At 76.6% G+C, this 11,568-nt stretch carries 12 protein-coding genes; 3 read left to right on the forward strand and 9 right to left on the reverse strand.

Annotation, left to right across the window (positions count from 1 at the left end; all coding sequences use genetic code 11):
• Positions 1 to 83: 83 nt before the first annotated feature.
• Both WCD41_RS30535 and rfaE2 read right to left on the reverse strand, forming a co-directional pair.
• Positions 84 to 914, reverse strand: a complete 831-nt coding sequence (locus tag WCD41_RS30535) for a glycosyltransferase family 2 protein (RefSeq protein WP_337719029.1) — start codon at positions 912 to 914, stop codon at positions 84 to 86.
• Positions 907 to 2,409: a D-glycero-beta-D-manno-heptose 1-phosphate adenylyltransferase gene (rfaE2, locus tag WCD41_RS30540; RefSeq protein WP_337719030.1), complete on the reverse strand. Its 1,503-nt coding sequence runs from the start codon at positions 2,407 to 2,409 to the stop codon at positions 907 to 909. The genes WCD41_RS30535 and rfaE2 overlap by 8 nt, the downstream gene beginning before the upstream one ends.
• 143 nt (positions 2,410 to 2,552) lie before the next feature.
• Between rfaE2 and WCD41_RS30545 the strand changes: the two genes are divergently transcribed.
• The gene (locus WCD41_RS30545) at positions 2,553 to 2,930 is read left to right on the forward strand and encodes an STAS domain-containing protein (protein WP_337719031.1); all 378 of its coding nucleotides are present in this window, start codon (positions 2,553 to 2,555) and stop codon (positions 2,928 to 2,930) included.
• Positions 2,931 to 2,938: 8 nt separating this feature from the next.
• Here the strand turns inward: WCD41_RS30545 and WCD41_RS30550 are convergent, their stop codons facing one another.
• From WCD41_RS30550 to WCD41_RS30580, 7 genes are all read right to left on the reverse strand, one after another.
• Positions 2,939 to 3,625, reverse strand: a complete 687-nt coding sequence (locus tag WCD41_RS30550) for an SDR family oxidoreductase (protein ID WP_337719032.1) — start codon at positions 3,623 to 3,625, stop codon at positions 2,939 to 2,941.
• Positions 3,622 to 5,028 (reverse strand): PfkB family carbohydrate kinase, encoded by a 1,407-nt coding sequence (locus WCD41_RS30555; protein ID WP_337719033.1) that lies wholly within the window; start codon positions 5,026 to 5,028, stop codon positions 3,622 to 3,624. The genes WCD41_RS30550 and WCD41_RS30555 overlap by 4 nt, the downstream gene beginning before the upstream one ends.
• Positions 5,025 to 5,627 carry a D-sedoheptulose-7-phosphate isomerase gene (locus WCD41_RS30560; protein WP_337719034.1) on the reverse strand — a complete coding sequence of 201 codons (603 nt, stop codon included), beginning with the start codon at positions 5,625 to 5,627 and terminating at the stop codon, positions 5,025 to 5,027. Before WCD41_RS30560 ends, WCD41_RS30555 begins: the two co-directional genes overlap by 4 nt.
• Entirely contained in the window at positions 5,624 to 6,853 is a 1,230-nt protein-coding gene (locus WCD41_RS30565; RefSeq protein WP_337719035.1) for a glycosyltransferase, read from the reverse strand. Before WCD41_RS30565 ends, WCD41_RS30560 begins: the two co-directional genes overlap by 4 nt.
• Positions 6,854 to 7,000: 147 nt before the next feature.
• The gene (locus WCD41_RS30570) at positions 7,001 to 8,062 is read right to left on the reverse strand and encodes a glycosyltransferase (protein ID WP_337719036.1); all 1,062 of its coding nucleotides are present in this window, start codon (positions 8,060 to 8,062) and stop codon (positions 7,001 to 7,003) included.
• A 51-nt stretch (positions 8,063 to 8,113) separates the two neighbouring features.
• On the reverse strand, positions 8,114 to 9,160 hold the full coding sequence (locus WCD41_RS30575; RefSeq protein WP_337719037.1) for a glycosyltransferase family 9 protein: 1,047 nt from the start codon (positions 9,158 to 9,160) through the stop codon (positions 8,114 to 8,116).
• Positions 9,157 to 9,720, reverse strand: a complete 564-nt coding sequence (locus tag WCD41_RS30580; RefSeq protein ID WP_337719038.1) for a D-glycero-alpha-D-manno-heptose-1,7-bisphosphate 7-phosphatase — start codon at positions 9,718 to 9,720, stop codon at positions 9,157 to 9,159. Before WCD41_RS30580 ends, WCD41_RS30575 begins: the two co-directional genes overlap by 4 nt.
• Positions 9,721 to 9,986: 266 nt before the next feature.
• On the opposite strand from WCD41_RS30580, the gene WCD41_RS30585 reads away from it, so the two are divergent.
• Both WCD41_RS30585 and WCD41_RS30590 read left to right on the forward strand, forming a co-directional pair.
• Complete coding sequence (locus tag WCD41_RS30585; protein WP_337719040.1) at positions 9,987 to 10,478, forward strand: ATP-binding protein; 492 nt, start codon at positions 9,987 to 9,989, stop codon at positions 10,476 to 10,478.
• Between the two features lie 209 nt (positions 10,479 to 10,687).
• The gene (locus tag WCD41_RS30590; RefSeq protein ID WP_337719041.1) at positions 10,688 to 11,428 is read left to right on the forward strand and encodes an RNA polymerase sigma factor SigF; all 741 of its coding nucleotides are present in this window, start codon (positions 10,688 to 10,690) and stop codon (positions 11,426 to 11,428) included.
• The last annotated feature ends 140 nt before the right edge of the window (positions 11,429 to 11,568 follow it).

The following is an 11,568-nucleotide window of genomic DNA, read 5'->3' on the forward strand; positions in this document are numbered from 1 at the left end:
GACGTTCGACGCAGGCACGGCCGGAACGGCTCCATCGCCCGGGGTATGTGAGCGAACTTTGGGCCTATAGGCCCAAAGTTCGCTCACATGGGGAGGGCGTCTACGGCTGAGATGCCGCGGTCGGGGAGGGCCGTGGGGGACTCCTGGTGGTACGCGCCGGGCGGGAGGATGCCCGCCGCCCCGGACCGCGCCATCACCCGCTGCTGGGAGTACACGTCCTCGCCGTGCGCGTCGGCGGGCACGTCGCGCCAGAACTCGAATCCGCCGGCCTCGACCAGCGCCGCCCGGTCGAAGAGCACGCACCCCGCCATCCACGCCACCTTGTAGGGCACGAAGCGGTCGGCCGGCGGGACCGGGCGTCCCGGGCCGTCCAGGCCCAGCGACTCCGCCAGGTGCAGCCCGTTCGCCGCGTTGTGCAGCCGCCAGCGGTCCCAGCCCGGGCCGTCCTTCTCCAGCCTCTCGGGCGTGATCGGACCGGACCACGTCTCGAACGACCCCACCTCGTGCGGCCGCCGGTCCTCGGCGTGCCCCAGCGCCTGCATCGCCGCGCCCACCACCCCGCAGCGCAGCTCCCCCAGCGCCCGGTGCAGCCGCTCCAGCGCGCCCGGCTCGAGCCACACGTCGTCGTCCAGGTACAGCACCGCCGGGGCCGTGGCGCACGACAGCAGGAACGCGCGCTGCTCGGCCATCCCCCGCGCGGGGAGGTGCCGGTGCAGCGCCACCTCGACGCCGCGCCGCCGCAACCACCGGATCACCGTCCACGCCGACGGCGTCTCCCAGGAGGCGTCGCCGTCGGACTGGTCGGAGATCGTCAGCGAGAAGTCCACCCCGGTCTGCGCCGCGAGGCCGGCCAGGGTGGTCGCGAGCTCCACCGGCCGGCCCCGGGTGGGGACGAGGACGTCGACGTCAGCCACCCCGGATCCGCTCCACGATCGCGCTCGTCGACCGGTCGGGCAGGTAGTCGAGGATGACGACGCGCCCGCCGTACCCGGTCACCGTCGCCGTCTCGCGCAGCATCTCCGGCGTGTAGTCGCCGCCCTTCGCGTAGACGTCGGGCCTGAGCAGCTCGAGCAGCTCGGCGGGGGTGTCGTCGTCGAACGCGGTGACGTGGTCGACGCAGCTCAGCGCCCCGATCACCGCGGCGCGGTCGGCGAGCGGGTTCAGCGGGCGGGACGGGCCCTTGAGCCGGGACACCGAGGCGTCGGAGTTCAGCGCCACGATCAGCACGTCGCCGAGGCGCTTGGCCTGGTTGAGCGACGCGACGTGCCCGCGGTGCACGACGTCGAAGCAGCCGTTGGTGAACACCACCCGCCGGCCCGCGACGCGCTGCTCGTCGACGAGCGCGGCGAGCGACGACGCGTCGAGCAGCGGGCCCTCGGCGGCGGCTACGCGCTCGGCGAGCTCGCCGGTGCCGCACACCGACGTCCCGGGCCGTCCCACCACGACGTCCGCGGCGGCCTGGGCCAGCTCGACGGCCGTCGCCGCCGGGGTGCCCGCGGCGAGGGCCAGCACGAGCGCGGCGGTGAACGTGTCGCCCGCGCCGCACGTGTTGGCCTCCGGCGCCGGGCGGGCGAACGTGCGGTGCGCCGGCGCGTCGCGATCGGACGGCAGCAGCAGGGCCCCGTCACGGTCCAGGGTGACGACGACCGCGCCAGCCCCGGAACGCTCCCGCAGGTCGGGTCCGGCGGCCTCGGCGGCGGCCACCCGGTCGGGCCCGCCGAGCTCGCGGCCCAGCAGCAGCGCCGCCTCCCCCGCGTTGGGGGTGACGACGTCGGGGCGGGCGGCCGCCCAGCGCGCCGGGTCGTGGGCGTCGACGACCAGACGGAAGGACCGCTCCCCCGGCGTCCCGAGCAGGTCCACGACGCCGTCGAGCGTCCCGCCGTCGTAGTCGCAGACGACGACCGCGTCGGCGCCGTCGACGGCGCGGCGCAGCGCGGCGTGCAGCTGCTCGCGCACCGTGTCGTCCGGCGCGGAGCGGGGTGCCGTGTCGAAGCGCGCGACCAGCGCGTCGTCGGCGAGCACCCGCCGCTTTGCGGCGGTCGGCCGGTTCGGGTCGGTGACGACGCCGTCGGTGCCGACCCCGTAGCCGGTGAGCAGCTCGCGCACCGTGGCGGCGTCGGCGTCGTCACCCAGGACGGAGACGAGCTCGGTCCGCGCGCCCAGGGCGGCGAGGTTGGCCGCGGTGTTGGCGGCCGCGCCGGGCGAGCCGCGGGTGTGGTCGACCTCGACGACCGGGACCGGCGCCTCGCGGGAGAGCCGGCGCGACGGGCCGGTCAGCCACTGGTCGAGCACGGTGTCGCCGAGCACGACCACGCGCGGCGCCACCTCCGCCAGGCGCGCGGGCAGCTCGGCCGCGAGCGGCGCGGACTCCAGCGGCGGCCCGGGACGCTCGATCTCGGGGGCGGCCATCAGCGATCCGTCCTTCCGGGGGAACACGCACGGGTGCGGTCGGCGGCACGCGTTCCCGCCGCCCGGCGCTGGGTAGGCCTCCTCGGTACTGTCGCCACCCGCCCTGTCACCGGCGGGGTGAGCCGCTCGTCCCGGGAGTGCCGATGGCCGCTGACGGTCCAGACCAGCCCGCGCCCGACACCATCGGCGTCTCCGCGAGCCTGCTGAGTCCCCAGGTGGCCGTGGTGCGCCCGGTGGGCGACGTCGACACCGCCTCCGCGGCCCCGCTGCGCAGCGCCATCACCGAGCAGGTCGACGCCGGCGCGAAGCACGTGGTGCTCGATCTCTCCGGCGTCGAGTTCATGGGCTCGGCGGGGCTGGCGCTGCTCATCGCCGAGCGCGAGGCCGCGATCGCCCGCGAGGGCGAGCTGCGCCTGGCCGGGGTGCCGCGCACCGCCGGTCGGGCGCTGAGCCTCACCGGCCTGACCGAGCTGTTCGACACCTACCCCGACGCCGACGCGGCGGCCGCCGACCTGCGCTGAGGACCGGCTCACGGGTAGGAGCCCTCCTCCGACGAGGTGACCACGAGCTCGCGCACCTCGCTGCCCGCCGGGCGGGTCAGCGCGTAGAGCACGGCGTCGGCGGTCTGCGCGGGGTCGTTGAGCTTGGCGTCGGCACCCGGCTTGTACTGGTCGGGGCGGTCGTCGAAGAAGTGGGTCCACATGCCGCCGGGCACGAGCAGCGTCACGCCGACGCGCCCGGCCGTCTCGGCGGCCAGCGCCCGGGTGAAGCCGACGACGCCGAACTTCGACGCGCAGTAGGCCGTCGCGTCGGAGACGGCCTTGACCCCGAGCGTCGAGGAGACGGTGACGACCTTGCCCTGACGCGCCTCGAGCCCGGGCAGGGCGGCGCGGACGACGGCGGCGGTGCCCAGCAGGTTCACCGCGATGACGCGGTCCCACTCGCCGGCGTCGACGTCGACGAGCCTGCCGCAGCGGTCGATGCCCGCGGCGGTGACGACGGCGTCGAGGCCGCCGACCTGCTCGCTCGCGCGGGCGACGGCGCTCTCGGCGGCGCGGGTGTCGGCGAGGTCGACCTCGACGAAGGCGTGCCCGGCGTCGGGGGCCTTGAGGTCGAGCACGACGGGGGTGCCGCCGGCGGCGGCGACGGCGTCGGCCACGGCGGCACCGAGGCCGGACGAGCCGCCGGTGACGAGGACGGTGCCGGGGTTGGTCATGACGGGTCTCCCTCGAGAACGGGTGCGGAGGTCGGCTCGAGACGGGCCAGCAGCCGGGTCGACGACCGGCCGGCGTGGTACGGGACGGCGACGACCTCGCCGCCCCAGCTGTGCACCAGCGGGGTCTCGAGCAGGTCGTCGGTGGCGTAGTCGCCGCCCTTGACCCAGACGTCGGGGCGCAGGCGGTCGAGCACCGCGCGGGGGTCGTCCTCGTCGAACACCTCGACGGCGTCGACGGCGGCGAGCGCGGTGAGCATCTCGGCGCGGTCGGCCTCGGTGACCACGGGCCGGTCGGGACCCTTGAGCCGGCGCACCGAGGCGTCGGAGTTGAGGCAGACGACGAGCACGCCGCCCTCGCCGGCGAGGCGGCGCGCCGCCGCCAGGGTCCGGGCGTGCCCGGCGTGCAGGAGGTCGAAACAGCCGCCGGTGGCGACGACGGTGGCGCCCCGGGCCCGGGCGGCGGCGACGACGTCGGTCTCGGGTCGGGGGGCCTGCTCGTCGAGCGCGGACGCACCGCCCGCGGCGACGAACGCGGCGGCGTCCGCGACACCCCGGCGCACGGCGTCGTCGACGGCCGCGCCCTCGGCGAGGGCGACCGCGACGCTCGCGGCGAACCGGTCACCGGCGCCGCAGGGGTCGCCGCCGGCCGCGGGCGCGGCGGGGGTCACCGAGGTGCCGGTGGCGCTGCGCAGGACCGCGCCGTCGCGGCCGGCGGTGACGGCGACGGCGTCGACGCCCCAGTGCTCGCGCAGCGCGTCCCCGAGCTCGGTGGGCTCCTGGGGGAACCCATGTGAGCGAACTTCGGTGCTATAGCCCCCAAGTTCACTCACATACGAACGGGCCTCGGACATGTTCGGGGTGACGAGGGTGGCGCCGGGGACGGGCGGGGCGCCGTGGGGGTGCGGGTCCCACACGACGGGAACGCGCGCCGCCGCCGCGGTGAGCGCGGCGCGCACCGCGGGGTCGGCGGTCAGGCCGCGCCCGTAGTCGGACACCAGCACCACGCCGGCGCCGGCGATCGCGTCGACCGCCTCGTCGGACACCGCGAACGACCCGAGGCCGCCCGAGTCCACGCGCAGCAGCACGCGGTCCTCGGCGAGCATCCGGGTCTTGGTCGGGGTGGTGCCCTCGCCGGGCACGGCCACCACGTCCACCTCGGAGAGCAGCGCCCGCATCGCGTCGGCGTCGTCGCCGAGCGCCGTCACCAGCCGCACCGGGCGCGCGGTGCTGCGCGCGGCGAGCAGGGCGGTCAGCCCCGCCCCGCCGGGACGTTCCCGCCGGTCGGACTCGTCGAGCACCGGCGCGGGGGCGTCCGGGCAGAGCCGCTCGACGGCGCCGAGGACGTCGACGTCGCGCAGGCAGTCGCCGACCACCACGATCGAGGCGCGCGTGCGGGGGCTCACGGCACGAGCTCCTCGGCGCCACGGCCGCGCGGCGCCGGGGCCAGCACCCGGTCGACGACCTCGCACAGCAGGTGCACGGTCACGAGGTGCGCCTCCTGCACCGACGGGGTCTCCCCCGGCAGGCAGAGCGCCTCGGTGGCCGCGTCGGCGAGCGGGTTGGGGCCGGGCCCGGTGAGCGCCCACACGGTCAGCCCGAGCGCGCGGGCCGCCTCGGCGGCGGCGACGAGGTTGGGGCTGCGCCCGCTCGTCGAGAGCAGGATCAGCACGTCGCCGGGACGCCCGTGGGCGCGGACCTGGCGGGCGAAGACCTCGTCGTAGCCGTAGTCGTTGCCGAGCGCGGTGAGGGTCGAGGTGTCCGCGTGCAGCGCGATCGCCGAGAGCGGCTCGCGCTCCCCGCGGTAGCGCCCGACGAGCTCGGCGGTGAGGTGCTGCGCCTCGGCGGCGCTGCCCCCGTTGCCCGCGGCCAGCAGGCGCGAGCCGTGGCGCAGGCGGGTGGCGAGCTCGACGCCCCAGCGGTCGATGCGCGCGGACTCGCCGGCGAGGCCGTCGAGGGTGCCGCGCAGCCCGCCGAGGTGGCGGTGGACGATCTCCTGGCTCATGCGGGGCTCCCCGTGGTGAGGCTGGTCAGGGCGGGGACGGCCGCGGCGACGGCGCCGTAGACCTGCTCGTGCGAGGCCGCGACGCGGTCCCAGCCGTACTCGGTCTCGGCGCGACGACGCCCGGCGCGGCCCATCCGGCGGGCGCGGCGCGGGTCGGCCCGCAGGCGCTCCAGCGCGGCGGCGACGGCGCCGGGGTCGCCCGTGGGCACGTGGTGGCCGGTCACGCCGTCGACGACGGTGTCGGCGAGCCCGCCGACCGCGGCCGCGACGACCGGGCGCCCGCAGGCCATCGCCTCGAGCGGCACGAGGCCGAACGGCTCGTAGGCGGGCACGCAGGCCACGGCGTCGGCGTCGCGGTAGAGCGCGGGCAGCGCGTCGTGCCCGACGGCGCCGAGGAACGACACGCGGTCCGCGACGCCCGCCGACCGGGCCAGCGTCCGCAGCCGCGCGACCTCGGGGTCGTCGTCGAGGCCCTCGGGGCGCGGTCCGCCGGCGATCACCAGCTCGGCGTCGCGCGGGAGGCGCGCCATCGCGGCGATGACGGTGTCGACACCCTTGCGCGGCACGAGCCTGCTGACCGTCAGGACCCGGAAGGGGCCGTCGCGGCGCGCCGACCCGGACGTGAAGTGCCCGACGTCCACGCCGCAGGGCACGACGGTCGTGCGCTCGGCGGGGATGCCGAGCGCGACGAGCTCGTCGACCTCGTCGCGGCAGGTGGCGAGCACCCGGTCCACGGACGCGGCGAGGTCGCTCTCCACGGCGACGCGCTCGGCCGGGCTCGTGTCGTCGGCGCCCTGGTGGCGGCGCTTCACCGAGCCGAGCGCGTGGAACGTCTGCACCACCGGCACGCCGAGCGGGCGCGCCGCGGGCAGCGCGGCCATGCCGGACATCCAGAAGTGGGCGTGCACGACGTCCGGGCGCTCGGCGCGCCAGCTGGCGGCGAGCTCGTCGGAGAAGGCCGCCATGTGCTCGACGAGATCGTCCTTGGGCAGCTCGCGCGCCGGGCCGGCGTCGACGTGGTCGACGGTCACGCCCGGCGCGAGCGCGACGCGGCGGGCGGTGCGGGGGTCGGTGCGGCGGGTGTGGACGACGATCTCGTGGCCGGCGTCGGCCAGCGCCAGCGCCAGCGCCCGCACGGCGACGTTCTGGCCGCCCGCGTCGACGCCGCCGAGCCCGCTCGACGCGGCGAGCGGGCTGGCGTGCTCGGACACCATCGCGATCCGCATGCGCTCTCCTCCCCCGGCGCGCGCGAGGGCGCGCCGGGTCCGTTGATCGAGGGGGCGGCGCCGAGGCGCGCCGGCCGGGACGTACGGGGTCGGGGGACGGCCCTGGTCTGGACCCGTTCCCTGGTGGGTGCGGTCGTCGGCCTGCGGTCAGACCGCGCTGACGAGGTGCGGTGGCCGCGGTGCGGGGTCGCCGTCGACCCGCCCGTCGATCACCTCGGTGAGCAGCTGCTCCCAGTCGTCGGTGAAGCGGCCCACGCCGTGGCGGGCCAGCGCCGCGGCGCGGGCGGCGGTGCCCGCCTCGCGGGCGAGCACCGGGTCGTCGCGGAACGTGCGCAGGCCCTCGTGCAGGGCCCGCAGGTCGGTGGCGACGACGCCCGCCGCCGCCGGGACGTCGACCGCGGCCTCCGTGGTGGCCAGCGCGACCACCGGCATCCCGAGCATCATCGCCTCGATCAGCGACAGGCCCAGCGACGTCCAGCGCACCGGGTGCAGGTAGACGCGGTGACGCGCCATCTCGGTGTGCAGGCGGTCCTGGGGCAGGTCGCCCCCGATCGCGATGTCGGGATGGCTCACGGCCTCGCCGAGGCGTCCGCTGCCGATCCCGTAGACGTCGAGACCGACGGTGTCGGCGAACGCGGGCAGCAGGTCGGTGCCGGTGACGCGGCCGCGCCGGGCCGGCTCGTTGACCACGACGGCCGCGCGGTCGAGCTCGCCGGTGTAGCGGTCACCGGGGTCGAGCACGCCGTGCTCGACGACGCGGACCGGCGCCCGTCCCGTGTCCCACATCAGCGCGTTGAAGTGCGTGACGTGGACGACCGGGATGTCGTCGCGGTCGGCCATCGGGTGCCGGGTCGTCGGGACGTCGCCCTTGGGCGTGTTGTGCTCGACGAACACCGCCGGGAGGTCGACGCCGGGTCGCCGACCGGTCCAGCGCTCGGTGAGCTCGATCTCCTCGGGGCGCTGCAGCACGACGGCGTCGATCTCGTCGGCGCGCTCGCGCAGCTGCTCCGGGGTGGCCTCCTCGGCGCGGTCGGGCCAGTCCCAGGCCGCCGGCCGCCCCCCGCCCCACGGTCCGCCCTCGGGCAGCACCGGCAGCAGGCACGTGTGCCGGCCCTGAACGAACGCGGTCGTCCAGGAGCCGTGCACGTGCCAGTGCAGCACGGTCCGCGCCGGGGCGACCGGCGATGCGGAGGGGGCCAGGAAGGTCACCGGCGAGGTATTGGTACCGCGCGGAGCCCATAAACTCCGTCGACCGAACTACTACTCTCCGTCGATCAGCGCGGCGACGGCCGTGACGACGTGCGCACCGCGGATGCTGTCGAGACACGGATGACCAGGCACGGGGCAGTTCCGGGCCCGTGTCCCGCGGCACGGAGCGCCCTGGTCACCGAGCAGAATCCGTCGCACTCCGTAAGGGGACCACCGTTCCGGGGGAACGACGGGGGCGAAGAGGGAGACGACCGGCACACCCACCGCGGCGGCCAGATGGGCGGGTCCTGTGTTGCCCACCACGACCGCCCGCGCGCCGGCGAGCACCGCCGCGAGCGACCCGAACCCGGTCCGCCCGCCGAGATCCACGCCGTCGCGCCCGGCGACCTGCGCGGTGAGCGCCGTCTCCCCCGGTGCGCCCGTCACCACGACCCGGTGGCCCGCCGCCGCGAGTGCCGCGACGCCCTCGGCGGCACGGTGCGGCGACCACGCGCGGGCCGGGACGGACGCGCCGGGGTGCAGGACGACGTACCCGCCGCCGACGCCGTGGGGGGCGAGGAGGTCGGCGGCCTCCTGCCGCGCGGCGGCGTCGACGGTGACGGCGAGGCGCCCGTCGTCCCCCGCGGGAAGCGCGTAGCCCGCGCGCTCGGCGATCGCCAGGGCGCGCTCGGGTTCGGGGAGGTCCTCGGGCAGGTCCTCGCCGGGACGCAGCCGGACGTCGAGCAGGCTGCCGGGGTAGTCGACGGAGGCCGCGGTGATCCGCGGGACACCGGCGAGCCGCAGCACGAGCGCGGTCGGCAGCGGCGACTGGTGGAACGAGGTCAGCACGACGGCCTCGTCGGCGTCGAGGGCCGCCAGCATCGCGACCGTCGCCCCGGTGTCCTCGCGCGTCACCGGCGGCGGTTCGGCGTCGACCCACGGGCAGCGCCACACCGCGACGGCGTCGACCCCCGGCAGCAGCCCGGCCGCCTGCCGCCCGCGGGGCCCGACGACGGCGACGACCTCGTCCGCGCCGGCCGCGACGGCGCGCATCGCGGGGCCGGCGAGCAGGACGTCGCCGTCGCTGTCGAGGCGCACGACGAGGACGCGGCGGCTCATTCCTCGCCCCCGAACTGCCTGCCCCCGAACTGCCTGCCCCCGAACTGCCCGTCCCCGAACCCCAGCAGCGTGACGGCACCGAGGAGGTCGTCGGCGAGCCGCCCGCGCGTCCGGGCGTCGTCGATCTCCTCGCGGCGGGTCGCGGGGGTCGGCACGAGCACCGCCCGCGCCCCGGCGGCGTCGGCGGCGCCCACGTCGGCGGCGATGTCCCCGACCACGGCGACGTCCCCCGGCGCGACGCCGAGCGCGGCGGCCGCGTCGAGCACCATGCCGGGAGCGGGCTTGCGGCAGGGGCAGCCGTCCTCGGCGCCGTGCGGGCACCAGCGCCACACCGCGAACGGGCCGAGCAGCTCCTCGACCCGCGCGTTGACGGCCGCCACCTGCGCGACGTCGAGGAGGCCCCGGGCGACGCCGGACTGGTTGCTGACCACCCCGACCGGCACCCCGGCCGCCCGGACGCGGGCGAGGGCGTCGGCCGCGCCGGGCATCGGCCGGACCGCGGCGGGGTCGCCGTTGTAGGGGACGTCGACGACGAGGGTGCCGTCGCGGTCGAACAGCACCGCCCTCGGCTGATCGACACGGGGCCGGGCGCTCACGGCACGGCAGCACACCACGGGGGCGCCGTCCCCGCAGAGCATGACCTGACCTGGGCATCGGTTTGTGGGCAAGGGCCCCGGGTACACGCCGGGAGACCGGAACCTCGCCGGTCCGTCCGACGCCCACTGGAGGCGAGACCGACCAGGAGGAACCTCCGTTGATCCGCCCGCTGCCCCCCGTGGACCGTGTCCCCGGCGCGCCGCGCGACGTGGAAGTGCGTGTCCTGCCGGTGCCGGAGGCGCTCGTCACTGTGCGCACCGTGGCCGGTGACCTGGCCGCACGTTCCGAGTTCCCCCTCGACGTCGTCGACGACCTGCGGCTCGCCGTGGACGAGGCGTGCACCTGCCTCGCCGCGCTGGCCCGACCCGCCACGAAGCTGACGGTCACGTTCGCGGTCGACGACGACCGCATCACGATGACCGCGTCGGTCTCCACCGTCGGGCCCACGACGCTGCCGACCGACACGTTCGCGTGGCGCGTCCTCACGGTGCTCGCCGACGACGTGCGCGTGCTCGCCGAGGCGCCCGCGGGGCACGGCGAGGCGCACCGGTTGGCGCTGCGGGTGATCATGGACCGCACCACCGCCGACGTCCCGGTCGAGGACGTGCTGGACGACGGACCGTCTACCGAGCGGGCCGAGCCGGCCGACCTCGCCGAGCCGGCCGACCTGGCCGCCGTCGCCGTCCTGCACGACCGCCGGCCCGAGACCGCGGGTCCGTGACGCCGCCCGCCGCGGGCCCGCGCGTCGCCACCCGACCCTCCCCCACTCCCTCCACTCCCGACTCCACGGATGTGAGCGCGATCCCTGCCATGACCGACACCGCCGGCGCGACCGGTGACAAGGCCACCGACGGTGACGAGACGGCGCGGGACCGGAACTCCGGTCGCAACGGCAAGCGCTCGGGCTCGCGGGGCGAGTACGACCACCTCATGCCCAAGCTCGCCGAGCACGCCGCGCTGGAGAAGGGCTCCCCGCAGCGGCTGGCGCTGCGCGACGAGCTCGTACGCGGCCACCTGCCCGTGGCCCAGCACATCGCGCGCCGCTTCTCGCGGCGCGGCGAGCCCGAGGAGGACCTCGAGCAGGTCGCGACGCTCGGGCTGATCAACGCCGTCGACCGCTACGACCCCGAGCGGGGCACCGACTTCCTGTCCTACGCGGTCCCGACGATCACCGGCGAGGTGCGCCGGCACTTCCGCGACCAGGCGTGGTCGATGCGCGTACCGCGCCGGCTCAAGGACCTCAACGTCACGCTGTCCGCGGCGATGTCGCAGATGTCGCAGACGCTGGGCCGCGCGCCCAACGCCGCCGAGCTCGCCGAGCACCTCGACATCGGCAAGGAGGAGGTGCTCGAGGCCCTGGAGGCGTCGAACGCCTACCGCAGCGGATCGCTCGACGAGATGCTCGTCGACGACCCCGACTCCGGCACCGTGTCCGACCTGCTCGGCGAGGCCGACGCGGCGCTCGACCAGGTCGAGTACCAGCAGTCGCTGGCCCCGCTGCTGGAGAAGCTGCCCCAGCGCGAGCGGACGATCATCATGCTGCGGTTCTTCAAGAACATGACGCAGTCGCAGATCGCCGAGCACGTCGGGATCTCGCAGATGCACGTCTCGCGGCTGCTCGCGAAGACCCTCGTCCAGCTCCGGGAGGGGCTGGGCGACGCCGCACGGTGAGCAGGCCGCAGGCCGTCGTCCTGCGTGACCTCGGCCTCGGCGACCTGCTGGTGGCGGTGCCCGCGCTGCGGCTGCTGCGCCGGGCGCTGCCCGACCACGAGATCGTCCTCGTCACCCCGGACGCCCTGGGTCCGGTGGTC

Origin of the sequence: Actinomycetospora aeridis, from assembly GCF_037400275.1 — a bacterium.
GTDB classification, from domain to species: domain Bacteria; phylum Actinomycetota; class Actinomycetes; order Mycobacteriales; family Pseudonocardiaceae; genus Actinomycetospora; species Actinomycetospora aeridis.

Bases quoted from the DNA above. Each gene is read 5' to 3' on its own strand.
- rfaE2 (WP_337719030.1), bottom strand. From the start codon at position 2,409: ATGGCCGCCCCCGAGATCGAGCGTCCCGGGCCGCCGCTGGAGTCCGCG.
- WCD41_RS30545 (WP_337719031.1), top strand. From the start codon at position 2,553: ATGGCCGCTGACGGTCCAGACCAGCCCGCGCCCGACACCATCGGCGTC.
- WCD41_RS30550 (WP_337719032.1), bottom strand. From the start codon at position 3,625: ATGACCAACCCCGGCACCGTCCTCGTCACCGGCGGCTCGTCCGGCCTC.
- WCD41_RS30560 (WP_337719034.1), bottom strand. From the start codon at position 5,627: ATGAGCCAGGAGATCGTCCACCGCCACCTCGGCGGGCTGCGCGGCACC.
- WCD41_RS30565 (WP_337719035.1), bottom strand. From the start codon at position 6,853: ATGCGGATCGCGATGGTGTCCGAGCACGCCAGCCCGCTCGCCGCGTCG.
- WCD41_RS30575 (WP_337719037.1), bottom strand. From the start codon at position 9,160: ATGAGCCGCCGCGTCCTCGTCGTGCGCCTCGACAGCGACGGCGACGTC.
- WCD41_RS30590 (WP_337719041.1), top strand. From the start codon at position 10,688: ATGCCCAAGCTCGCCGAGCACGCCGCGCTGGAGAAGGGCTCCCCGCAG.